The sequence below is a fragment of the Amycolatopsis sp. NPDC102389 genome (assembly GCF_044765885.1).
GTDB lineage: Bacteria > Actinomycetota > Actinomycetes > Mycobacteriales > Pseudonocardiaceae > Amycolatopsis.
In genome coordinates this window covers 25135-49531 of record NZ_JBIWKX010000051.1, presented here as the reverse complement: position 1 = coordinate 49531, position 24397 = coordinate 25135, and the positions used below count along the sequence as shown (strand labels likewise).

Below are 24397 nucleotides of genomic sequence, written 5' to 3'. Positions count from 1 at the left end.
CAGAAGACGTTTCAGCCGGTCTCGGGCCCTTTTGCAACGGGTGCGTTCCATCTCCGCCACAAAGCGAGCATCCGGACCCCCACCACGGCGGCGGCTGCTACCACCGTCACCGGCCCCGGCGGCAGTCGCAGAGAGTGACCGATCACGACGAGCACGGCCCCCGCGAGCGCCGCGACCGCGTAGATCTCCTTCCGCAGCACGAGCGGGATTTCCCGTAGGAGAAGGTCACGCACCGCACCACCGCCGATACCCGTCGTCATGCCGATCAAGCACGCCGCGTAGGGAGTGGCGCCCGCGTTCAACGCGATAGTGGTCCCCGCCGTCGCGAACACCCCGAGCCCGAGCGCGTCGGCGAGGAGTACGCCACGCCGCAGCTTCGCGATCTGCGGATGGAAGACGAACACGACCAGCGCCGTCCCGCCGCAGACCGCGAGATAAGGCCAGGTCCGCAGGGTCGTGGGCGGCGTGATCCCGAGCAGGACGTCACGGATGACCCCGCCGCCGAGCGCGGTGGTCAACCCGACGACCACCACCCCGAAGACGTCCAACCTGGACCGCACCGCCGCGAGCGCCCCCGAAGCGGCGAACGCGATCAAGCCGAGGAACTCGAGCGCGGTGAGGATCATTACTGGTCGAGCAGGCCACCGCGGTAGGCCAGCAGCGCGGCCTGCACCCGGTTCGCCGCGCCGATCTTGGACAGGACGGCCGAGACGTAGCCCTTGACCGTGGCCTCGGACAGGTGCAGGCGGCCGCCGATCTCGGCGTTGGACAGCCCCTGGCCGATCAGCCCGACGACCTCACGCTCCCGTTCGGACAGCGACGCGAGCAGCTTGCGCGCCGGCTGCGCGGCCCTCTGCTCGTCCCGATGCGACTGCACCATGCGCGCCGCGACCCCGGGGTCGAGCACCGCGCCGCCCCTGGCGAGGTCCCTCACCGCCCGGAGGAGAGCCGCCGGGTCGATGTCCTTGAGGAGGAAGCCGTTGGCCCCAAGCCTGAGCGCGAGACTGACGTAATCGTCGATGTCGAACGTGGTCAACATGGCCACGGTCGGCGGATCCGGCAGGGCCAAAATCGCCCGCAGCGCGCGAATGCCGTCGTCCGGCGCCCGCATCTTGATGTCGAGCAACGCGACGTCGGGGTGGTACCGCCGGGCGACCTCGACCGCTGATCTCCCGTCGCTCGCCTCGCCCACGATCTCGATATCGGCAGCGCCCGACATCATGGCACGCAGGCCCGAACGGACCAGTTCCTCGTCGTCGGCGAACATGAGCTTGATCAACGAAGCCCTCCGGCAGCCGGGGGAGCGGCGTCTCGCGTCCCGTTAACGAAGATTACCTACTGTTGTTCAGGGTTTCGAAACCAGACACGTACGAGTGACCCGCGCGGGTCATCTGTGTCGATCTAGGCGTCGATTCAGACCCTGATTTCCTGCTGGAGAGTGTGGCTGCTCCTGGGCGGATCCGCAGGTCGGGTGTCACTGGACGGCCAGTGTCGCTGTCCGGCCGCCGATCCTGGGGTGCCTGCCGCACAACCGCCGTTCGGGGCATTCCGGACATTCACCGGGCCGGGCGCCCGGCAGTTGGAGGTGTGACGACGCCCTCCCGTGCTCGTTCGTGTGGCTACACGGTAGGCTGCGCGTGGCAGTACATGCCCTCGTAGCTCAGGGGATAGAGCACCGCTCTCCTAAAGCGGGTGTCGCAGGTTCGAATCCTGCCGGGGGCACTCCAAGGACGGAAGCGGTGCTGGATATGGCGCCATTCTCGTTACTCTTCTGCGTGTCGCGCCGGCAAGGTTCCTGCGCCATTCGAACAGCAGGGTGTGTCTCATGGGCAGCTTGCCGTGCCGCCGGGACCGCCAGCCATACAGAGTGGCAGCACACCTGAGCTGGTTGGCAATTTTGTGGCATTGAAGGGAAGTCAACCCTGGTGTGATCAATCCCCTGGCGAACAGGCTGTCTTCACAGGCTTCTACGACGGATTCGCGTGCTCCACGACGCCGGGATGATCGGCCATAGCGATGTAACGACAGGTACCGGGAGCGATGAGGCCGGGCAGATCGCGGATTCACCCGACCTGACCACGAACTCCATCTCATCGGTCTCCGGCACCCGAACGAGTTCTCGGCTCCACGATCAGTCAAGCCCCGACGTGCTGGAAACGCCGCCCCGCTACGGAGGACCGATCAGCATCCGCAAGGCCAGGCTCCGCGATCTCGCCTCGATCACGTGCGAACACCCCCGCGCACTGGGCGCGAAACTGGTCGAGGACATCCTCGCCGCGCTCGATGAGCAGACCGCGCCCCTCGCGGGCACCTGTGTTGCGGACAAATCTCACCCAGGCTCGCCGACAGCCTGAAGCTGTTCTGCAGCATAGGAAACCGTCGCAACCGAGGGTGGACAGGATTCTTGGTGCACGCCCTCTCGCCCAAGCCGCAATCCGAATCCGTAGCTCCCCGGAAAAGTGTCGGGTCCGGCAAGGCTGACCGCAGCGGGCGGCCAGCAAACTCACGCTTTTACCTGCGAGTTCGGCCGCGCATCCAGTGGGAAGCTGGACCATCGAGGAGGCCATGGATTTCCTGCGTAGGACATCTACCCCGATCTCGACGCCCACGCTTACCGTGCAGGCGCTGTCCCGCTCGCTCACTCGGATCGTGTTGTCGGCCATGTCAGCATGTGCGCCGACGACAGGTGAATGACCAAACTCAACTCCGCTGTCGATCTTGCCGTATGGTGCGTGTTCATCGTGAGTGGAGGGGAGCCATTCTGGTGCGGAATCATGCGCAGTCGGCGCGGGTGGTGCGGTTCTGGCGCACAATCGAAATGTTCAGTCCGCCAGGGGTTCCGAAACTTACTGCGGCCGGACAGCGGCAGGATTCGACACAGGTGGTCATGGATGTCGCCCCCGATGAACCGGCGCCGTGGCAGGCCCCTCATCCGATCGCGCGGCGTCGGCCGCGCGAGGGTAAGACGTGGCAGTTCACGGTCTATGGCGGCTTGTACGACGTGGCGACGGCGCGGGCTGCGTTGACCACCGCGTTCGGTGAGGACAACGTGCCGGCCGATGCCCGCGGGAACGACGGCGAGACCGCACTGTTCGCGTTCACCCTCGACGCGGAGGGATGCCTGGTGGAGAACTCGGCCACGTTGTCCGCGTGCGCGTGGGCAATCAGCAGGCTGGCCTCACCCGGACCGGACGACCGCACGTGGCTGGACGGGTTCGCGCTCCACGAGCGCGAGTTCGTGGCCGCATTGAACAAGCTGGTACCTCCCAAGCGTGAGCCAAGGGCGATGGGGAACGGCGTGGTCAAGTCCGCTTTGACCACTGCGGGAAGGGCGATCACCGAACAGGTGAAAGGCGCCGCCAAGGAGGCGGTCGCGGCCGGCGCGAAAGCCACGGGTACCGCCGTGACGACGGCGGTGGGCGCGGGAGTCGGCGCGGTCGCGGGTCCGGTTGTCGGCGGGATCGCCGGAGCGGTCGCAGGCACCTTCGCCGAAAAGCTGCTGACCCCGCGAGACTCCGATTCCTCGCCCAAGAACGAGGGTGATGCCGCAGGTGACAGCGAAGCAGACGTGACGATTCCGCGGCTGCGGATGACACCGTCCGCGTTGCATGCGTTCGTCTCGGAGTTGGCCAGTGCTCTGGGTGTCGCGGACGTGCTGGACGCCCACGGGGTCCGGGTGGCCTGCACGCAGGTTTCGGAATCCAAGGCGGATCAGGCTGGTGGGCAGAACTTCCTGAACAGCTACATCGCCGCCGACCTGGCCGAGATCGAGGACGCTGCGCACTCCGGGAATGTCGGCGCCGGGCTGACCAGCTACCTCGCCGATCGCCCTGCTGCGGGCAGGGTCGATGTGCGCGCCGGGCGCGCCCCGCTGATCCACGGTGTCCAGCCGCGCTATATCCCGGGTGGGCGCTGGCCGACAGCGGTGTCGCGGCCGCTGGTGATCAGCCAGCAATTCGCCGTGAACCAGATCATGTCCGAACTCGGCGACAACACGGGCTTGTTCGCGGTCAACGGCCCGCCCGGCACCGGCAAGACCACCATGCTGCGTGACGTCCTGGCCGCCATCGTCGTCGAACGCGCTACCCGCCTGGCCGCGCTGCAGAACCCCATGGACGCCTTCACAGACGTGACCGAGAGGGTGGCACTCGGCCCGCGATACAGCGCCGCTGTGCGGGGACTGCGGCCGGAGCTGACCGGGTTCGAGGTGGTGGTCGCCACCGCCAGCAACGATGCGGCAGCCAATGTGACAGCGGAGATCCCGGCCATGGACGCGGTACGCGGAGCCGAGGACGACGCCTTGGCCGTCGACTACTTCACCGACCTCGCCTCACATGTACTGGGCGGCCCAGCCTGGGGAATGGTCGCCGCGGCACTCGGCAACATGAAGAACCGCAACAGCTTCGCCAGCCGATTCTGGTGGGGTGACGGCGCCCGCCAGCCCTCGTACGAGGCAGGAAGCCAGAATGCGGACGACGAGACTGACACGGACGAGCTGAACGACGAATCCGGCAATGTCGGCCTGTTGAACCTGATGAAGCAGGTACGCGAGTACCCGGACAGCGTCGAGGACTGGGACACCGTGGTCACCGCGTTCACCGACGCACAGACGGAGGTCCAGCGACTTGCCGCCGCCCGTCAGATCGCCGCCGAAGCCATTACAGAGTTCACTTCCCGCCGGAATGCGGTCCGTGAAGCCGAGGACAGACTGCGGCAGTCACAGGCCGCCTGCGAGCAGCTCAACAACGATCTGCGCCATGCCACCGAACAGTGTCACAAAGCGGAACACGCCTACCGGAAAGCCGACGAGGAGTACGAGGACTGGCCCAACCACAGGCCTGGATGCTGGGTGTCACTGTCCACCGGCCTCCGGGCCGGCAAGGAATGGGACACCCAGCATGGCAAGTTGCGGAAGGCTCGGGACAACGCCAAAACCACCCTCGCTCAGTGGACTGAATTCGTCCCCAAATGCAAGTCCGCCTTGCACGAAGCCGTGCTACAGAATCGGCGGAACGAGAATGCCCTGAGCGACGCCACCTACGCGCTGGCCGCGGTGCAGGCTCGCATCGACGCCGCCCGAGCCGAGTGGCCCACCACAGTGCCTTTCGGTGACGAGCTCACCGACGAGGCACGATTTCAGCTGTGCGCGCCGTGGGCCGACCCGGAATTCACCACGGCACGTAACCAGCTGTTCCTGGCCGCACTGCGATTGCACAAGACCTTCCTGCTGACCGCGGAGCAGCACGCCCGCGGCAACCTGGCCGTCATCGCCGCCGTCATCGGCGGCACGCTCAAGAACCAGCCCAAGCCGCAGACGCTGCTGGCCGCGTGGCAGACCTTGTTCCTGGTCGTGCCGATGATCTCCACGACCTTCGCCTCGCTGCCGCGACTGTTCTCCGGGCTGGGCAGCGAAAGTTTCGGCTGGTTGTTCATCGACGAAGCCGGCCAGGCAACACCCCAGCAGGCCGTCGGCGGTCTCTGGCGATGCCGACGCGCCGTGATCGTCGGCGATCCGCAGCAACTCGAACCGATCGTCACACTCCCACTTCCCGCCCAACACGCGTTGCGCCGCCACCACGACGTGCATGAACAGTGGACGCCGGAAAACACCTCGGCCCAACGCGTCGCCGACCGGCATGCCCGGCACGGCACCGCTCTCCCCGAACCCGACGGCGGCACCGTATGGGTCGGCGCTCCCCTCCGAGTCCACCGCCGCTGCGACCGCCCGATGTTCGAGATCTCCAACACCATCGCCTACGGCGGAGACCTCATGATCTACGGCACCAGCCAAGACGGTGACTACCCAGGGCAGAACACCTGGATCGACGTCCGGTCCGGGCAGTCACAAGGCAACTGGATTCCCGCCGAAGGCGAGGCACTGCTCCAGCTGCTCACCGACCTGGCCAGGGACGGCGTCAAAACGCACGAGATCCGCGTGATCAGCCCATTCCGCGACGTCGTCCGCGGCAGCAAGGACATCATCACCGAACGCTTCGGCCGCAACGAGCACATCCGGGGCTTCGCCGACAAGAACGTCGGCACCGTCCACACCGTGCAAGGGCAGGAAGCCAACGTCGTGATCCTTGTTCTGGGCAGTAAGCCCAACGGGACCGGCGCACGCGCATGGGCGGCCGAAAAACCCAACCTCCTCAACGTCGCCGCCTCACGCGCCAAACGCCGCCTCTACATCATCGGCAACCACGACAACTGGAAAGACCTCCGCTACTTCAGCACCCTCGCCGCCACCATCCCCACCGACCGGAAGTAGCGTCAGACCACGGGGGCCGGCAGGTCGATCACGAGGTGTTATCCAGTGCCGCCACTCGAAGTTTCGGGAGCCGGACAAGCCTGCTTTCGACAATGCAGCGACGGAGCACAGCAGCTTGCCGACGTTCGGTGAACCGTCATCGTGCGCCATCCAGCGCGCGAACAGAATTCCCGGCCCTTCAGACGGCGACCACGGCGCATCAGGCTCATTGCCGGACCACGAAACGGATCGGTTGCGTCAGAACCTCACGAGCTGCGTCGAAATCCGCCAGCCGACTAGCCAGCGTAGCCAGCGCCAATCGGTGCGGCAGCGCCTCCGAGAACTTCAACCCGGCCAGTGCCCGCTCGTCCACATCTGGCAAGCACATACGGTCGAGCGCACCCCGCATTCCTGCCTGCCATGATTCCCTGGTCAAATCGCTCCGCAGCCGCACGGAGACATCGTCGAACCGTTGCTTCTCATCGACGAGCCCGGTCAATGTCGCCGCCAGAGTGGCGTTTCCTCGGAAGCCGGCCCAGGTCCACCACCTCACGTCTGCGGCCTCGCGGGTGACGAGCGTACCTGCCGGATGAACGGCTCCGTAGCGGTCCTCCCGCAGCTCGGCCAGGACACGCCGTGCTCGTTGCGTGAGCTCGACACGAGGATCAGAGCCGAGGAGGACATCGCGCGCCGCTCGCGCCAAGGCGAAGCCCACACCGCTGGCTCCCGGGGTCAACCAACGCGCTCGACCACCTCCGTCAGCCACCTCGACGAAACACCGGCGACGCTTCCAATCGGTCCAGGTCACCTTCCAGCTCCGGCCGCCCAGCAGGAGCAAACGGGGACCGTCCACCTTTTCCGTCAACAAGGCGGGGTCGGTACGCCCGATCTCTCGTCGGCCCTCCAGAACAGTGAACTGGGGCGGCGCGGTGAAGACAGCGGTCATGTCCATGAAGTGCCGGTGCCCGAACTTGCGCTCGGCCTCCCGACCGATGAACATGGTGTGCCCGTCGCGCTCTATGAATCCATCATCCAGCAGATGACGCAGAATCGGCTCATTGTGGTGGTCGAACGGCGCGAGACTGTTCCACGCCTGCCCCCATTCGCTCCCGATCGCATGCTCCTGCAAACACAGGGCAAGGAGCTGCTGAGCGACGATGTGCCGCGGCTCGGGTGGCGCAGTGACGGGTTCGACGTAACCTCGCCCCCACAACAACAGCAACGCTGCCGACCACAACAGTGAATCCTCTCGAAGTGCCAAGAAGAGACAATTCCGGGTAGTGCCGGCGCGACGACCGCTCCGGCCGAGCCGCTGCAGGAACGACGCGACCGATGAAGGTGCGTTGATCTGAATGACGCGGTCGAGATCCCCGACGTCGATCCCGAGTTCGAGCGTCGAGGTCGATACGATGACGCAGTCGCGAGCCTCCGCGAACGCCCGCTCGGCCTGCCGCCGTTCGTCGATCGACAACGAGGCATGAGACAAGAACGTCGTGACACCACGAACGCGGAGGGCTGCTCCGATCTCCTCGACGAGCTGGCGCGAGTCGCAGAACACGAGGCGCTTCTCCCCGCGATGCAGTGCGGCGATCACGGTCGCGGCATTGTCCACCGAGCCGACGTAGTCCAGTTCGATGTCACCCGCCGGCTGTCCCGGAACCGTGACATCGGCTCCCGGCGCGACGACCACACCCGGCCGGCTTCCGCGGCCAGAGCCTTGCAACCATTCGAGCAATTCCGGTGGATTGCCGACCGTCGCGGACAACCCGATCCGCTGGATCGGCTTTCCCGTGACTCGGCTCAGCCGTTCGAGTACAGCCAGCAGATGCCAACCGCGGTCGTCCCCGGCGAAGGCATGCACTTCGTCGACCACGATCGCGCGGACGCCGTCAAGGAATTGACGGTGGTCCACATTGGCGCTCACCAGCATCGCTTCCAGCGATTCCGGTGTGGTCAGCAGGACATCAGGCGGGGCACGCAGGATTCGCTTCCGCGCGGGCCCCGTCACGTCGCCGTGCCAAAGCGCGACCCGCCGTCCCAGCCACGCGGCATATCCCTCCAGCCGGGGCAGGAGATTGTTCAGCAGTGCCTTCAGCGGGCACACATACAACACCGACAGACCGGTCCAGCGCTGCTCCTCCATCGCCGTCAAGACGGGGAAGAACGCGGCCTCGGTCTTTCCGCCCGCGGTGGGCGCGAGCAGCAAGGCATCCTTGCCGTCCACGACCGGCTCGACGGCTTCCTGTTGGAGCGGCCGCAACGTCCGCCAGCCCAAGGTGTTGACGACGTGGTGCACGAGCGCCGGATGCAGCCGTGACACCGAGCCGGTCACGGCAGGTCCAGATCGACTTCGCCCGCGCTGGTCGCCGCACCGCGTTCACCGGCGGTCAGCTCGGCCGCCGTCACGGTCAATTCATAGTGCTCACGCGGGTCGAAATCCGGATGCTCGTCAACCCGATCGAGCACCTCGGCCACCAGCTTCCGGAGGAAGATCCGCGGGGCCACTCCGACCCTGCCCCCGAGTTCCCCGGTCAGCGCGCGGGCGAGCAGGTCGACATACCCGTCGTCCACCACGGCCGCCACCCGGTCTGGATGACGTGCTGCACCGACGTACAGATCGCGGACCTTGCGTCCCAGCTCACCCAGGAGATCGAGGTCGAACCCGGGAAGCCGCAGCTGGACCGCACGAGGCGAGTCGAATCGCGCGTCGGTCGTGAAGTCGGTCGCCAGCCGCTGCGCCAAAGGAGGCAGCCGCTGGACTCCTTGCTGCCCGTCGAAGAACGCCGGGGTCCCTGTCAGGACGAGGAAGAGGCCCGGGAACCGGCCCGCGTCGATTTCATCGAGAAGCTGGCGCAGGGCGTTCAACCCCTTCTCCCGGACATCACCGCGAACGCGCTGCAGTGTCTCGGTCTCATCCAGCACGAGCAGCAACCCCGGATGCCCGCAATCCCGAAGCACCGCAAGCAGACCCTGCAGAAAGCCCAGCGCGGCGAAATGATCGAGGTCACCGCGGACACCCGCAACCCGCCGAGCGGAGGCCGCGACCGACTTCTGGCCACCGAGCCAGGCGACGATCGCTTCCGCCGTGGCGTTGTCCCCGGACTCGACGGCCTGCCGGTAACCGCGGAGCGCGGCCGCGAACGCGGGAGTTGTCCGCGCCACCTCGGCCAGCCGTTGCTCCAGAAGAGTGTCCACCGAAGAGGCCAGGCCGGCTTGATCCTCAGCCTCGACCTCGCCGGTCTCGAGAACCTGCTCCTCCAAGGTGTACAGCCAAGAGTCGACAACGGCACGCAACGCGCTCGGCTGGTGGGTAGCGGTGGTCAACCTCTCGGTGAGACGCCGATAGACCGTCTCCAGCCGATGCAACGGGGTTTCAGTCTCAGAGATCTGGATCTCCGAGACGGCCAGACCACGTCGCTTCGCCTGCTCTGCGAGCCAACGAGCGAAGAATGTCTTGCCCGCGCCGTACTCGCCACGTACCGCGTGGAAAGCCGCTCCGCCCCGAGCGACGGTCGCCAGGTCTTCGCCCATCGCCGCGTCGAATCGCTCAAGTCCCACCGCCAGCAGGTCAAGACCGTTCTGCGGGACAGTTCCGCGCCGCAACGCATCGATGACCTCGCGCCGCCGGACCTCACTGACCGCGGTCACGGTTCTCGCACCCCGAACTGCACCCGCAGCACCTCCAGCTCCAGTTTCACTCGACGACCACCGTCCACCAAGGACAGGACTGGGTAGCCATCGACGTTGAGCAACCGCTGGAGCGTCGTCGCGAAGAACTCGGGACGACGGGCCGCTCGTCCGGCCACCGCGGCGACCGCACTCACCGTCAGCACGCCGTCAGCCTTGACCAGGGCATCGATCACGGCCGCGACGACCTGTCCGTCCGGAGCCTTCGGGACGAAGCCGCGTTGCGCGGCGTAAGCCGGCGTGGCGACCACCGCGGTTCCGAGCGACGACACCGGATCGTCCACGGTGAACAAGGGCACGGCGTCCTCGACGGGCTTGGCCTTTCGTGCCCGGCTCGCTTTGGTCGCTGCCTCGACCGAGACCGGCAACGCGTTCCACCACGGTGGCTCGACCTCCTCCTTCGGCAGGACGTGCCAGCCGGCCGGAAGCTGGTCCAAAGCGGGCAACAGCACCAGAACGGGGACGGTCATCTCGGCCAGGGACGCACCACCGTGATAGCCCGCCTTGCTCGCGGTATAGCGGATGTCCTCTCGCCACGGCAATACGAGTTCGCCATCTCCGAACATCACACGTGGACCGGTCACGCCGATTTCGCCCGCTCCGGGTTTCCCGGTCCGCCACCGTGCCGACTCCACTCCGGTCGCCGCCGTCTTTCCGTGACCGGGCCGAGCGAGCACGTGACCGTGATCGGAGACCAGCACCACCGGACGTCCGTATCCCCGAGCCGCGTCGAGCAGCTCGGAAAGGAACGTGACGGCGCTGACCGACCAGCCCGTGCGATCGCCTTCCTGACCGTGATCCAGGGCGTCATCGATGGTGTTGAGCACGACGCCGACCACGGTCTCGCTCTCGGACAACGCGGCGATCAGCGGCTCGGCGAGCCGGTGACCGGCGTCGCCACCGAGATCGCCCTTGTGGAAAAGCGCGGCCGAGCGGTGCCGGCTACCCCAGAAAGCGGCGAAGCCCGCCTTTTCCCCGGCTTGGTCAGCGACCTTCAGGTCGCCGGTGAGCAAGCCGCCGCGGCTCGCCCCGGTCACCGACGGAAGTCCCGCCACCGCCGCGACGCGACGACCCGCCGCCGGGGTCACCTCGGTCCATACCCGGCCGGTCAACTGCTCACCCAGCTCGACGGCGATCGCGGCGGTCATCCCGTCGACCACGATGACCAGCGGCGCGGCCTTGGCTGTCACCGGCGCGACGATCTCGGCCTGCACCTGCTCGATCAACAGGCAGCCACCGCTTTCGACCGCTGTCGCGTGCCTGGCCCACGGAACCAAGCGTCGTGCGAACTCCTCGTCCAGGGTGTCCCGGCGAGCGCGTACGACGTCGCAAAGTGCTCGATAGGCCTGTCCGACGGCGGGATCCGTTACCGGGTCACCGGCCGCAAGAGTCGTCAGCGCTCGATCGACCCAGGCCCAGACAGTCATCTGCTGGTTGAGGCCGACGGACACCGAACCGACCGAGGTGGCGGGCGAGCTGATCCAGCGGGCCAGCCGGACCGCCATCTCCGCGGCACGGACCTGGGGAACTTCAAGCCTGGCGAGCGCGTGATCACGAAGGGCCGACAGCGCCTGCTCGATGTCCACCGATCCGTGACGCGGCGATCCGGGCAGCGCGGCGGCGAGTTCCCTCAGCGACTCGTTGAAGGTGGATGGCAGGAATCTGTTGCCCGCCAGGGCAACGGTGAGATGCGCCTCGACGGTGATTTGATCCGCCCGGCGCAATACCTCGATCACCCGATGCCTGGCAGCGTCTCCGCCCCGGCTCGAGGCTTCGCTCACCCACCGTTCCAAGGTTCCGGCTACAGCTTCGGTGAACGCCCTGAGCTCCGCCCCCCGGATTCCACCGAGCAAGCTGCCGAAGGCGAACGCGGTGTCCATCGACGCGCCAGGAGCGGTGACGGCCGAGCCGACGACGCCGAGCGGCATCGTGTCAGCCGCACGCCCGTCCGCGGCCAGGCGCATGACCACCACGGCCACCTCTCCGACCGTGTCGGAGAGCCACTGGGTCAGGCCGGCCCGTTCGGGCTCCGAAAGGGCCATGAACCGGCTGGATGCTGCCGGGTCACGCGACCATTCGAGAAGCGCGCCGGCGTCCAGCGCACCCTCCGCCAGCGCGCGGCCACCGAGCCGAGCGCCGATGAGCGCACGGATAGCGCTGTCCCGAGTGAGCACCGAACCGTTCCGCGGCCAGCCTTCGGTCGGCTCGGCATCCAGGAGGGCGTCGACCAGCCACCTGTCCTGCCGGATGCGAGAGTCGACGGCCGTGGCACCGAAGCGCTGCGCGACGATCCTCGCCCGGTCGACGGTGCGGGTGGAGCGGCCGATCGCATACGCGCGCACGTCCCAGCCGAGTTGGTCGTCGGGCACGCTCGTGGTGACCACGAGCAGGTCGTCATCGTCACCATGCGACCGCTCGTGCTCCTGCCAGACCTCGATCACGCCGAGCACCGAGTGCTGGTCGGAGACGTGTACGCGGCGCCGCTGTTCCCCGGCGAGAACCGGGAACTCGGTCGCGGTGTCGACATAGCGGCCGAACACCAGCAGCAACCTGAGCTCTCCGGCGTGCGGCAGCCAGTCGTGCACCATGGCTTCGACGATCCGGCGATCGACCGTCGGCGGCACGCTCATCCGGTGGTGTCCTCACCGAGGCCGTCGTCGCCCACCACCGACCAGATCAGGTCGAATTCGACGCCTGGGTGGTCCTTGGCGTAGGCCCGGATCTTGCCGTCCATTTCGGCCACCAGCCGCACCAATTCCTGTTCGACCGCGCTCGCGTGGATCCTCGTCCGGCCCCCGGCCCGCTCGCGCCGGACGGCGGTTTCCGAGTCGGCGCCCTCCGCCGCGACCGGAGGCTCGGCGGCTTGCTCTCGGTAGACCGGCGCCGGGACCGCCGCCAGTCTGGCTGCCTCATTGACCAGTCCGACCGCCCGGCGTCCGAGACCCTCCAGCACGGGAACGAGGTCCCGGGTGAACTGATCGGCCGCGGCTGCCGCGGCCAGGTCATCGACGAGGCCTTCGGCCTGATTCCCGACGGGGTCGCCACGCCCGGTGAACTTCCGCACGGAGTCCAGCAACGTCCATTCGACTCGCTCCAGCGCGGCGAGCACCTCCGGAGCGGAGCTGATCGCGGCGGCGAGCACCTCGTCGCTCGTGTCATAGCCGGCCGAGGCGAGCTCCTGCACCAAACCGGTGGAGTCGCGCATCGCGGTGAGCCTGGCGAGCAGATCCGCCGCATCGCGCCCGGAGGTGACCCGTGGTGCGTCCGGTCGCCCGTCGATCCCCAACGCGGCCATATGCCGCTCCAGCGCACGCCGGACACCGGCCCCGGCGCCTTCCAGCGCGGCGGCCTTCTCCCGCACCTCATCGGCCAGCCGGTTCACGTTCCGGGTGAAGAGCGTCTCCGGGACGTGCAAGCCGAAGAGAGTGGCCGCGCGCCGTCGGGCCGTCGCGAATTCGTCGGCGCTGGGGAGTTCCTGGGCTCGCAAGGCGTGCCCGACGCCGATCTTGTCCAGGTCCGGCGGCTCGCGCAGCGGCGAACCGTGCAGCACCCAGGCTCGGTCGGCCAGTAGCGCGTAGGTGGCGATGACCAGGTTGCCGACCGATTTGTCCCATCCGGTGTAGCCGAGTTCTTCGATCCAGGACCGGATTTCCTCGACGCGGAGATCGCCGGACGCTCCGTGCTGCCTGGCGGCCTGCTCGATCCGGCGACGCCACTCCGTGGAAACGTTCAAGGGACCGTCGGACACCTCGCCCAGTTCGAGGGGGTGCACGATCCGTTTGACGAGCGCGAGCTGGGCCCGGTCGACGACGACCCGGCGCTGCCCGTCTTCCATTGCCCGGATGATCCAGTTCAGCACGGTGCGCAGATCGCCGAGGGTGGTGGCCTTGCGGTTACCGCTGGGATCGAAGTTCGGATGCTTCGGGTAAAGCGCGTCGAACAACCCATCGGCCAGCGTCAGCGCGTTGTACTCGAATCCGGCACCACCGGCCAAACGCGGCTTGTGCCCGTCCTGCAGCGACAGCACATGCCCGTCTTCGCCGACTTCTTTGCCCACGGTCGCCTCTTCGGCCTGCGCGATGCCGTAGAGCTGACGCAGCGCGGCGGCGAGTTGCGACTCCAGGTTGTCCCGCTGCGCCTGAAGCTGGTGCCTGACCTTGACCCGATTCTCTTCGGACATCGTGCCCGCGTAGTCGGCGAGCCGGTCGCGTTCGAGCAGGTACTGAATCTTGAGCAGCCGTCCGAGCTGGGACGACTTCTGCGGCGAGAAGAAGTGCGGTAGCCAGACCAGGGTCGGGGCGTTGACACCGTCCCGGCGCAGCCTGCTCACCCGCGCCGCGTCGCTGAGCGGCGTCTGATCGGCCTCATCGAACGGATAGTCCAGGATGATTCGCACCCGGCCAGGCACGGTGGGGACGAACTGCATGTCCGGGAGATCACGACTGTCCCGAACGTTCGCGAAGACGAACTCCGCCGTCCGGCGAGTTCCCTTCCAAACGATCTCGCGCTCGCAGACGAAGTCTTCGGTGTCCCGGACCCCGAGCTGGCTCCAAAGCTGGCGCTTGGTCCAGATCCGGCGGGCGCCCAGGGTGTCCTGCTCACCCACGTCGTCGAGTAACGGCTCGATGTCCAAATCGGACAGTTGCAGCCGGAAGACCGGGTCCTCGTCTCCTTCCGAGCGCAGTTCACCGAACTCCGCCTGCATGTCGCGCAGCCTGCTGACCGCCATCGCTCCCGCCGACACGGTGCGCGACCGGATCGATCCGTGGTTCAGCGCGGCAAGCCGCCCACCGGTGAGCCGCGCGAGGGCAGGCACGTTGGGCGCGAGGGCGGCCAGCAGCAGCGTCTTGACGAAACGGTCCATGGCCACGAACTGAGTGCTGCCCTCGCCGTACCGCTGCTGCAGATAGGCACGCGCCTTGACATAGAACCGGTGTCCGGCTTCGGCGTCCTTGCGGAGTCTGTCGGTGAACGCTTCGCCGGTCCCGTCGGCGAGCACATCCCAGAGGTCGCCGAGCGGAATCAGCTCGCCGACTTTCATGTCTTCGCGTCGCCGGTGAAGCATCTCTTGGAGCAGCTTGAGTCCGGTGCGTTCTCGTTGCAACGCGCCGGAGAGGGCCACCAGCACGTTGAGAAGCGCCGGGGAAAGCGGATACACGGCACGGAAGTCCTGCCAGGTCGCCCCGGTCGCGCCGCCGGCGTCGAGCAGGACGTCGCGGTCCGCGGCCTTCGTCGACTCGATGCCGGCGAACGCCTCGTCCAGCACCACGCGGCCGCCTGGCAGGGGTTTGAGCACCCGCTCCTTGATGATGGCGGGGAGGTTTCGATCTTCCAGCGAGACAGTGTCGAACCGCTCGGCCAGGTAGTGCAGTTGCGCCTCGAGGTTCTTCACCTCCGAACCGGTGACGTCCTCACCGACCAGTTTGGACAGATCACGCTGCCGGGAGATGAACGAGACGATGGGCAGCACCCGGTCGGCGTCACCCGACTCGATCAGCTTGACGAGCTTGCTCACCTGGGTATTGACGAACTGCTGGTCGGCCATATTGCCCTGCAGCCAGAGAATCAGCTCGTCGAGGAACAGGATCAGCCCGTCATAGCCTAGGTCGCGGGCGTGCCGGCTGATCACCGTGAGGCCGTTTTCCAGCGGGATGAACGCCGCCGCGTCACCACTCGCCCCCCGGATGTAGGACGACATCGGGCCCGACAGCAACGCGGAGATCAGCGCGTCGCGCACCGGGTCGCCTGCCGGAGCCGCGAAGGCGCGGTCGAGCTCTGTGCTCGTCCAGCGGGAAACCCGCGCTCCTTCGATCACGTCGAGATCGTCGTCGTCATCGCGCTCGGTGGTGGCGGGCGCGTCGCCGCCGAGCCACTCGGCGAACTTCGCGTCGTCTTTGAGGAACTCACGCTGCCCGCGGGCGTCCGCGAGCATCGCGTCCGCCTTGTACACCGGCGGAGTCGGATGATCGGGGTGCAGCTCCCGGACCCGCTTGACGTAGCCACCGAGGATCGCCGAGTCGATGTCGCTGGAGCCGACGAGGTGATAGGGCACCATGAGGAACTTCTTGCCCCGCAACCATTCGTCGTGCTCGGCGATCACCGGCTGCAACCCGGGTTTGGCGCGCGCGGCCTGGTGATTGTTCAGGATCGCGTGGAGCACGGTGAGGAAGTGGCTCTTACCGGAACCGAACGAACCATGCAGGTAAGCGGCGTGTGACTTGGCGTCGCGCACGGCCGAGCGGACCACTCCCAGCGCGTCGCGGAAGGCGGTGCGCAGCTGATCGGTGACCACGTATTCGGCGACGCGTGCTTCGACCTCGGTGAAGCCACCGGTCAGCTCGACCTTGAAGTCGCCGGCGTGTACCGACTTCGGCAGGTCGAGGACTTCGCGGAGGTACTTGTCGCTCACTGCTCCCCCTTCTTGCCCGCCCGGCCGCGCCGTGCGGGTTCGGGCCGCCATGTCTTGAGGTCGTCCTCGGCGAGCTGGTGCTTGGTGCGTTGTTCGTCCAGGAAAGCCTGGTACTCGTCGGCGGGGATGCCACCCCACTCCTCGTCTTCCTCACCATGCCACTGATGAACCCAGAACATGACTTCGGCCAGTCCGGCGAGCAGCGGAGTGAGCCGGGCGGTATCCCATCCGGCTTCAGTGGTGCGGTCGTTGACGAGGTTGACCAGCGCCTGCGCCTGATCTTTGTGGTCCCAGCCCGCCCAGCCGAGCAGCAGGGTCGGGTCGGAATCCGGGTTCGCCCCGGGGTAGGAGATGAACCGCTCCTTGGGGACGTCCAGCTTGCCGCGCTGCGACCAGTAGCTGGTCTTGCGGAAGTCGGCCGAGGAGTACTTCGGCGGCACCGGGATGTCCAGGCGCTGTCCGGTCCTGTCCTCCTCTCGCTGCTGCTCCCACACCTCTTCCCATTGGGCGCGTTTGCTCAGGCCGGAGTCCTTGTAACGAAGGGCCGCGAGGTACGGGACGTGTTGGTCCGCCACGACCCGCTCCAGCACCTGGGCCAGCGTCAAATCGGGTTTGGCGAGATGATCGGTCGCGTACAGCTGGGCGACCGCGTGCATGTCAGTGTCACTTCGGAACGCGTCGGCGAGCTGATTGACGGTCAACGTACGCGGGTTCTCGAAGCCGTCTCGGAGGCCGAACCACAGGTCGCGACGCTCGCAGCGGTCGAGGAGCCAGGTACGGACGGCTTCGGCTTCCTTCTTCTCCCACGGTTCGGTGGACCAGCGCCGCTTACACTCGGGGCGCTCGATGAGCGCGATGTCGCGGCGCTTTTCGATCGTGTCGATCCTTGCCTGGACGATTTCGCGGTACCAGGACGGCCAGTGTGCGGGGATCTCGGTGATCGGCGTTGACCCGTGACGTTTGAACCACACTGTCTCGGTTTCGCCTGCTGCGACTTTTCGGGCCAGGACGATCTCGAAGGCGCGTTCACCGAGGTTGATCTCCGGGACGTTGTCTTTTGCGACGAGCTGGGCGCGCTCGGTGTCGTCGATGAGGCCGTAGGCGTGGTAGACGTACCAGTCGAGTTCTTCCTGGGTGGCGATCATCCGGTTTCGGATTCGCTCATGCTCGGCGCGAGCGGCGGCCAGCCGCTCCCTGGTTGGAGTCACCTCAGTCGCGACGGCGGCGGGCTCCTGTGTGGCGAGTTGCTGAGCCAAAGAGTCGAGGGCCCGGCCGAACTCAAGTGGTAGCGCTGACGGAAGCGGGAACTCCTGTAACTTTGTGCCCGTGAACTCGTAGAAGCGTTCCCATTCGTCATGCATGAAGCCACCAGTGCCGGACTGGCTGCCTTTGTCATGGCTGACTTGCTTCAACCAGAAGCACGCCGTGGACGAGTTGAGCACCCCAAGCAAGGCCAAGTGATCATCTTCACTGGCTTTATCTCCAAGCTGGACAACTGGCGCAGCCCTATTGGCAACAACACCCAAACGATCAAGAGAGAAATGATTATGCGTCGCCACAAATGAAAACAAAATCACACTGTTAGCTGCGAATCTCTTCGGGTAAAACTCGCGGAGCTCCCACCATGAAACGTTGGACAATTCGCCAAAAGGAATACCAAACCTTCGCCTCTGTCGAAGGCTCTCCCTCCATCTCCACATCCAGCACCTCGCTCGGACAGGCAGGTCTTTCAATGCCTCCCCGAAAGGATCATATGGATATAGCGTTAGATTACAGCGAGCACTGAAATCTCGAACGTCTTCACCGGTGACATATTGACGAACTGGAGCCTCGATACGATCGGCAATGAAGTCGTTTAAGACGAATACCTCGTCCAACCCTGTTATTGCCCTGAACCCGCTGTCCGCCACCGCTGATAGCGATACAGAATCGCGCTCTATTTGTTTTTTTACCTCGGCGGCACCACCGCCGCCGAGGGCCCACGGATGTCTGGCAAAGTCATTACGGTCAGAGTCGATTACGGAGACCCAATCAGATTCACTGCCAGGGTTTGATATCCCACTAGAAATGGCAGACCATACAAGACCGAACATAGGATCACCGGGTCGGCTCGGTTCACCTCGCACGCCGAGAACCGCGCGGACGGGGTCGGGCCGAGGTGGATGATTGTTGCCCACCAGAATTACGGTCGGAGTGCCATGCCCAGGAATATAAGCACCCGACGTGTCAATAACGTGCGTGAGGTGAACCTTCTGAGCAAAGTAGTTCTCGATCAGCTTCTTGCCGAACTCGCGCTTCATGAACGAGTTCGCGGTGATCTGGCCGATAAAGCCCGCATCGCGCTCGCCGCCATCCCGCCGGATCGCAAGCTGGAAGAGCCGCTGCGCGAAGGGCACAGAGAGCGCGTATGTGCCGGAACACGCGTCGTAGCGACGCCGATAAGCGTCGTTCTCCCGCTTGTCCTTGACCGTGATGTACGGCGGATTCCCCACCACGACGTGATACGACGACCGACCCAGAAGATCACATGACCGAACGAACTCGTTGACGTCCTCGGTGGCGTAAGTGTGCGCTTCCTCCGTCGCGAACAGCTCTTCCTGAATCCCCGGGGCGCCCCGGCCGTGGATCAGAGAGTCACCGACCGCGATGTTGATCGGGAACTCCGGTGCGCGATCCAGCCGTCCGGCCTCCGCCGCTCGCAGCACCGCGACCAGCAACCGGAACCGAGCGATCGACACCGCGAACGGGTTCTTGTCGCATCCGTGCACCGACGCCAGCGTCCGCTGGATCAGCTCCCAAGCATCGGTGCCAGGCTCGACAGCCCGCCACTTTTCCAGCACCCGGTGGAAGATCCCGAGCAAGAAGTGTCCAGACCCGCAGGCTGGGTCGATCGTGCGCAGCCCCTTCAGCCCGAACTCCTTAACGGCGGGTTCCAGGGTGAGATCGAGGATGAACTCCTCCACGAACTCCGGCGTCTGCAGCAGGGCGTACTTCTTGCGTGCATCCTCGGAAAGGTCCTGATATAGGTCGCCCAGGAACCGGGTGTCCCACCCGGTGAAGTCGTATCGGTCCTCGCCACCCCGCCAAAACCGCAACAACGCCGTCGCGGCTTCGAACGAGGGCGTGATCTCCCACAGTGGATTGTGCTGCCGGTCGAAAAGCCCGGCCGTCGTCGGATGCGCCGATGCCAAGTGGTTGAACGACTCGACGATCCAATCGCGGTCGTTGTCCTGCGGGCGCTCCCGGAAATACGCCTCGTGGCGCTCTTCCGCGTCGGCCAGCCGCTGGCCAGGTCCGGCGATGAACGGCGCCGCGATCAGGCCGTTGTCTTCGCAGTACCGGACGAACACCGTGCCCAGAATCCATGCCGCCGCGACCTGGGTGACTCGCTCCCGGCGCCACGACTCGTACGTCGCCGCGGTCCGCTTCGCCTCGAAGGCCTCGTCGTATTCCGCGCGAAGCGGCTTAGCGAACTCGGGCTCCTCTTCGCTTCGCGCAAGCAGGTCACCTTCGAGGACCGTGACCTGCTTGCGGAGGTCCTTGACCAGTTCTTGAAGCCTGGGTGCCGCCATCTACCGCTTCCCTTTCCAGCTGCTGATCGTCACGCCGCGCTCGCCCGCAACGCCTTCAAGAACCCGCCGTCCAACGCCGCCCGCTCAGCCTCACCCAGAACCTCGATCCGCTGACGGTCCAGGCGTGGCGCGTCCGTGGGCGAATCGCCGGGACACAGCAACCACAGGCCGTGCGGCACTTCCCTCGAACGCCGCGCCGCGTTCTGCAGCCCGGTCAGCAGAGCGTGCCCGCCTTCGTCGAAATACCGTCCGAGCAGGCTCGCGTGGTGCAGGAACAGCACGCTGTCGGCCCCGGCGAACTCCAGCAGGCGCTGCCTGACTCGATCCCACGCGGCCGAGACATAGGACGCGAGTCCACGGGAGACGTCACCGGTCTCGGTGAACCGGGCATCCAGCTTGCGCACCTTGGCCCAGTCCTGGCCGCGCTCGGTGACCAGGGCCTGAAACTCCGACAAGAACTCCTCGTCCACGTTCACCGGGCGCACCGCGTAGGCAGCTGCCAGGGCCTCCGCGGCGCCTGGCAGGTTGTATCCGCGCAGCGTGAGAGCGAGAAAACCGCCTCGCTCCACCGACGCCGTGAGCTTCGCGGCGACGATTTCCCGAGGATCGGCGCCGGCCGCGCGCAGGAGTCCGTGACCACTTATCGCGGTGCTGGACGAGATGACCGCCCCGGACAGTTCCACCGGGCGCGGCCTGAACCGCCGGGTGGTCATGTCGTACTCCAACGCGAAGCCGGCCGCTTTCAGCGCCTCCTCGATGCGAACGTGGGTGAGCCGCTTGCCCAGATCGAGCGCGGGGAACCGGGCCCGCACCTTGGCCAGCAGGTCGTCCACGCTGATCCCGGGATCACGCCGGACCCCGGCGGCCGCTTGCGAAATCCGCAGCGCCCGCATCAGGTCGAGTTCTCGCGGGTACAGCTCCAGCCTGGGCGACGCGGCCGCGTGTGCGGACATCTCCGCGGCCAACTCCACAAGCCGGGTATCGGCCTGCGACATAAGCCCTTCCGGCGGCACGATCGCCCGCAGCTCCCGGACTACGGAGCCTCGGCCAGGCAGGGGTTCCTGTTTCACCAGTTCGTCCGCGCGCCGCCCCAGCGCGACCGCGTAGTCGGCGAGTTCTGGTGCGCTCGGATCGTCCGAACCCCGAAGCGACTCCAGCGCGATGAGGACGTGGCCACCGCGCCGAAGCACCGCGAGCCGGGGTTCGCTGTCGGCGTCGCCTGGCTGCATGCCCACCCACGCCTCGGTGTCGGCGGCTGCACGCACGACGGCCAAGGCATGCGCCGCGCCGCGCCGCGTGTCTTCCTCGACAGTGCCGTATCTGGCCCGCAGCTCGGCTGCCAGTTCGGCCGCGGTCATGATCCGTCCGGCGCCCGCGACCAGCTCGACGACGTCGTTCCGAACGTCGGCCAGCCACTCCTCGGTCGCCCATTGCTTCACCGCCGCACGGTAGTGCTGGGACACCGAGCCCTGGGCGACGCCGACGGCATCGGCGACCTCCGACTGGGTCGGCCACGCCGGTGGCACCCCTTGATCGTCAGGCAGACCGAGCGTCAGCCGTACGGATTCAGCCTTTTTCGAGTTCCGCCGTCCGGCCTTCGGAGGCAGCCGCGCGGCAAGGTCGTCGACGGTCTGCTGTCCGTCGCTGGCGGCCGGGGACCGCCCGTAGCCGTCGTCTTGGCGCAACGCCTGCGCCCACTGCTTGTGACGGCGGTTGAGCTCCTTTCGGACCACCGCCCCCGCGCCCCGTGCCTTGGCGATCTGGTAGAGCTGGACGTCGAGCAGCTCGCCCACGGTCGTCGCGCCGAAGGACTGCGCCACCGACACCGCCCGCGGCGTCAGACCCGCGGCCTCCAGAGGAGTGTCGAGCTTGGCGGCCGCGGCATGCGCGTCGCGGGCCTCGTCGAGAGTTTCCTCTTCGATTCCGACCGTGCCCGGCGTGGTGACCGGTGCCGCCGCATCGGCCGCGGTGAACACCGCCCGCCAGGCGTCCTCCATATGCCTGAAGGTGTCGAACCGCCGGTTCACGTCCCGGTGGAAAGCCCGCTGGAAGAAAGTGATCAGCTCGTCGCGCAGGGCCGGATCGAAAAGATCGGCCGCCAGTGCCGGCGTCTCGTCCGTGGTCATCCGGGGATCGGTCACCCCGTCACCCCAGGTGGGACGTTGCCCCGAGGCCATCTCGTGCAGCGTCACCGCCGCCGCGTAGCGCTCGGCGTGGTCATCGAACGCGGGGCGCCGGTCGGTGCCGAGGAACGGGTCGAGATAGCCGCGCGTACCCGCCTTGACATCTCGTTCCGGAGCGTCGGCCAGCGAGAAGTCGAACAGCATCAGCTGCGTCGAGCGGTCCGCCCGTTTGCAGACCCCGAAGTTGTCCGGTTTGAGGTCGCGATGCCGGACTCCCTTTCCGGCGAGCTGGTCGAGCGCCGTGAACAGGTCACGGCCGTACCGTTCGAGGTAGTGGTAACTGAGCCTGCCCTTGGCACGGAGCAGCTCACCAAGGGTTCCGCTCTCCGGGTCGGTTCCGCCGGCGTACTCGAGATCGAGCACGGTGCGACCGCCCAGCTGCCTCGGCGGCTCCAGCAACTTGACCACGACACCGCCGCCGACGAGGTCCAACGCGCGTGCTTCGGCGTGCAACCGCTCGGCCTTGGCCTCGTCCAGCGCGACCTTCAGAACCCGGGTGAAGACACGCGCATGACCGTCGTCGTCCTCTTGAGTGCGTTCGACCAGGAGCGCACGAGCGGTGGCACCCGTGCCCAGCACGCGCCTGACGGTCCATTCGGAGTCGAGAAGCTGGCCTGCGGACACGGTCAGCGGATCGGCGACCACCATCACCGTGGGTGGCAGCGCGTCGCGCTCGGCGCCGTCAAGGCGTTTGAGAAACGCGTCGGCCGAATCGAGCCGGTGCGCCACGTCGGCTCGAGTGGCGTCGTAGACCAACGCGTCCAGTGCGTCGGAGATACCATCCGCCACCGAGTAAGGATGGAGGCCCTGGCTTTCTGCCATCCGCTCGATCAGCCCGCTGCGCTGGGTGGCCGGCGGCTCTCCGGTCAGGATGAGGTACGCCAGTGCTCCTAGCCCGAAGATGTCCAGGTCGACGGGGTCCGCGTGGGCGGTGTCGAACTCGGGTGCGAGGTACACCTCGGCGGAACCGGCCAGGTGCTCCGCGTTGAGCGACGAATTGCCGAGGGAAGTGAGCCCGGTCGTGTCGAAGTCGCGGGCCGCGGCCTGCCAGTCGATGATGCGCAGAACCGGCCGCGCTTCGCCTTCCCGAGCTGACACGTAAACCGAACGGGCGGACAACGCGCGGTGATACAACGACCGGCTGTGCGCGTATTGCACCGCCTCCGCGAGCTGCCGCACCATGTCCATCCGGGTTTCGGTGGTGAGCCGCTCGCCGAACACGTCCAGGTAGGAGTCCAGCCGCAGATCCGACTCGCGATGGTGGAACAGGATCGCCGGGCCACTTTGGTGGTCCCGGATCTGCACCGCCTGCGCGATTCCCCGGTGGGTGATGCCCTGCAACAGCTGATACTCGCGGCGGGCGGCCCGCTCGACGGACTGCCGCTGCTCGTCTGTCGCCTGCTGCTGGGTCAGGTAGATCCGGACCCGGCCCTGTTCACGCACGATCCCGGTGCGCTCGGCGAGACGGTCTTCCCAGGTCGGTCCGGCGTCGAGAAGGTCCGAGGACAACGCCCAGTCGTCGTCGAATCGCAGATGGGTGGTGGCCGCGCGGATGCCGATCCGCTCCAGGAGCTTGGGAAGGACCTGCTGCGAGAACGCGGGGGTGATCCGCCGGTTTTCCTGCTGCGGCGGCCTGGCCAGCAGGTCACGCCAGATGAACGGCAAACCGTCGCAGTCGTCATCGCGCCCGTAGACGCGGGTCCGCTGGACCTCGTCAAGCTCCGACCTCAGTCCGGACGCGGAGAGGAAGACAGCGGCCTCGACCCGCGGGATACGCGAGGTGATGTGCAGTTCGTTGGCCGCCCACTCGAGCCGGCTCTTCAGTTCCTTGCACTTCAGGTCGGTCAAGTGCAGCGGGTTGCGCAGGGTCCGCACCCGGTTCGAGGTGGCGTCGTGTACGCGCCAGGTGTCGCCGTTGCCGACGACGCGGCCCGGGTGCGCTTTCAGCTCGACCAGGTAAAGCCCACCCGGAACGGCGACCAGCAGATCGCATTCGTTGATCCTGCCGGTCCTGCCGGTGAAGGTGAACGTCGCCCAGGCACGGTAAGGCTCGGCCTGCGGCATCAGCCGCTTGATGTGATCGAGGCCGTCCTGCTCCCACGGGAACGGCGACGGCCGCTCCTGGAACCACCGCTGTAGCGCCTTCGGGCCCGGCTTGGGCACCGGCTGTCGACCGCTCGGCAACGGTTCACCCCCTCGTCGTTTGATCACTGCCCTCCGACGAGCGATCGTAGTGGTCAAGCCCATGGTGACTGCCCGTCACAGGAGCTTGGACCTCGGTCGAGTGAGTACACCCGGC

General features: G+C 66.7%; 10 protein-coding genes and 1 tRNA gene. 3 read left to right on the top strand and 8 right to left on the bottom strand.

The features are described 5' to 3' along the window. Window positions 1-11: 11 nt before the first annotated feature. Together ACIRGA_RS31935 and ACIRGA_RS31930 are read right to left on the bottom strand one after the other, a co-directional pair. Window positions 12-626 carry a trimeric intracellular cation channel family protein gene (locus ACIRGA_RS31935; RefSeq protein WP_400948037.1) on the bottom strand — a complete coding sequence of 205 codons (615 nt, stop codon included), beginning with the start codon at window positions 624-626 and terminating at the stop codon, window positions 12-14. Continuing rightward, window positions 626-1279, bottom strand: coding sequence for a response regulator transcription factor (locus ACIRGA_RS31930; RefSeq protein WP_005155565.1), 654 nt, complete (start codon window positions 1277-1279; stop codon window positions 626-628). The genes ACIRGA_RS31935 and ACIRGA_RS31930 overlap by 1 nt, the downstream gene beginning before the upstream one ends. A gap of 370 nt (window positions 1280-1649) precedes the next feature. Between ACIRGA_RS31930 and ACIRGA_RS31925 the strand changes: the two genes are divergently transcribed. The 3 genes from ACIRGA_RS31925 (at window position 1650) to ACIRGA_RS31915 (ending at window position 6268) form a co-directional block, all read left to right on the top strand. After that, a tRNA-Arg gene (locus ACIRGA_RS31925) sits at window positions 1650-1722 on the top strand. A 260-nt stretch (window positions 1723-1982) separates the two neighbouring features. Beyond that, window positions 1983-2354, top strand: a complete 372-nt coding sequence (locus tag ACIRGA_RS31920; protein ID WP_400948035.1) for a hypothetical protein — start codon at window positions 1983-1985, stop codon at window positions 2352-2354. Window positions 2355-2764: 410 nt separating this feature from the next. Beyond that, a complete protein-coding gene (locus tag ACIRGA_RS31915; RefSeq protein ID WP_400948033.1) occupies window positions 2765-6268 on the top strand; it encodes a DEAD/DEAH box helicase in 3504 nt (1167 codons plus the stop codon). A gap of 205 nt (window positions 6269-6473) precedes the next feature. On the opposite strand, the gene ACIRGA_RS31910 is transcribed toward ACIRGA_RS31915, so the two are convergent. Genes ACIRGA_RS31910 through pglW form a run of 6 tightly spaced genes read right to left on the bottom strand, consistent with a single transcriptional unit; the run spans window position 6474 to window position 24282 of the window. After that, window positions 6474-8579, bottom strand: coding sequence for a DEAD/DEAH box helicase (locus ACIRGA_RS31910; protein WP_400948030.1), 2106 nt, complete (start codon window positions 8577-8579; stop codon window positions 6474-6476). Next, window positions 8576-9895 (bottom strand): BREX system ATP-binding protein BrxD, encoded by a 1320-nt coding sequence (gene brxD, locus ACIRGA_RS31905; RefSeq protein ID WP_400948028.1) that lies wholly within the window; start codon window positions 9893-9895, stop codon window positions 8576-8578. The genes ACIRGA_RS31910 and brxD overlap by 4 nt, the downstream gene beginning before the upstream one ends. Continuing rightward, window positions 9892-12564 (bottom strand): BREX-2 system phosphatase PglZ, encoded by a 2673-nt coding sequence (pglZ, locus tag ACIRGA_RS31900; RefSeq protein WP_400948026.1) that lies wholly within the window; start codon window positions 12562-12564, stop codon window positions 9892-9894. Before pglZ ends, brxD begins: the two co-directional genes overlap by 4 nt. Beyond that, a complete protein-coding gene (locus ACIRGA_RS31895; protein WP_400948023.1) occupies window positions 12561-16394 on the bottom strand; it encodes a PglY protein in 3834 nt (1277 codons plus the stop codon). Before ACIRGA_RS31895 ends, pglZ begins: the two co-directional genes overlap by 4 nt. After that, window positions 16340-19915, bottom strand: a complete 3576-nt coding sequence (gene pglX, locus ACIRGA_RS31890) for a BREX-2 system adenine-specific DNA-methyltransferase PglX (RefSeq protein ID WP_400948020.1) — start codon at window positions 19913-19915, stop codon at window positions 16340-16342. Before pglX ends, ACIRGA_RS31895 begins: the two co-directional genes overlap by 55 nt. A 29-nt stretch (window positions 19916-19944) precedes the next feature. Further along, window positions 19945-24282 carry a BREX system serine/threonine kinase PglW gene (gene pglW, locus ACIRGA_RS31885; protein ID WP_400948017.1) on the bottom strand — a complete coding sequence of 1446 codons (4338 nt, stop codon included), beginning with the start codon at window positions 24280-24282 and terminating at the stop codon, window positions 19945-19947. Between the last annotated feature and the right edge of the window lie 115 nt (window positions 24283-24397).

What these genes read in the sequence shown, in the direction of transcription:
- ACIRGA_RS31935 (WP_400948037.1), bottom strand. Translation starts at nt 626, where the DNA reads ATGATCCTCACCGCGCTCGAGTTCCTCGGCTTGATCGCGTTCGCCGCT.
- pglZ (WP_400948026.1), bottom strand. Translation starts at nt 12,564, where the DNA reads ATGAGCGTGCCGCCGACGGTCGATCGCCGGATCGTCGAAGCCATGGTG.
- ACIRGA_RS31895 (WP_400948023.1), bottom strand. Translation starts at nt 16,394, where the DNA reads ATGGCGGCCCGAACCCGCACGGCGCGGCCGGGCGGGCAAGAAGGGGGA.
- pglX (WP_400948020.1), bottom strand. Translation starts at nt 19,915, where the DNA reads ATGGCGGCACCCAGGCTTCAAGAACTGGTCAAGGACCTCCGCAAGCAG.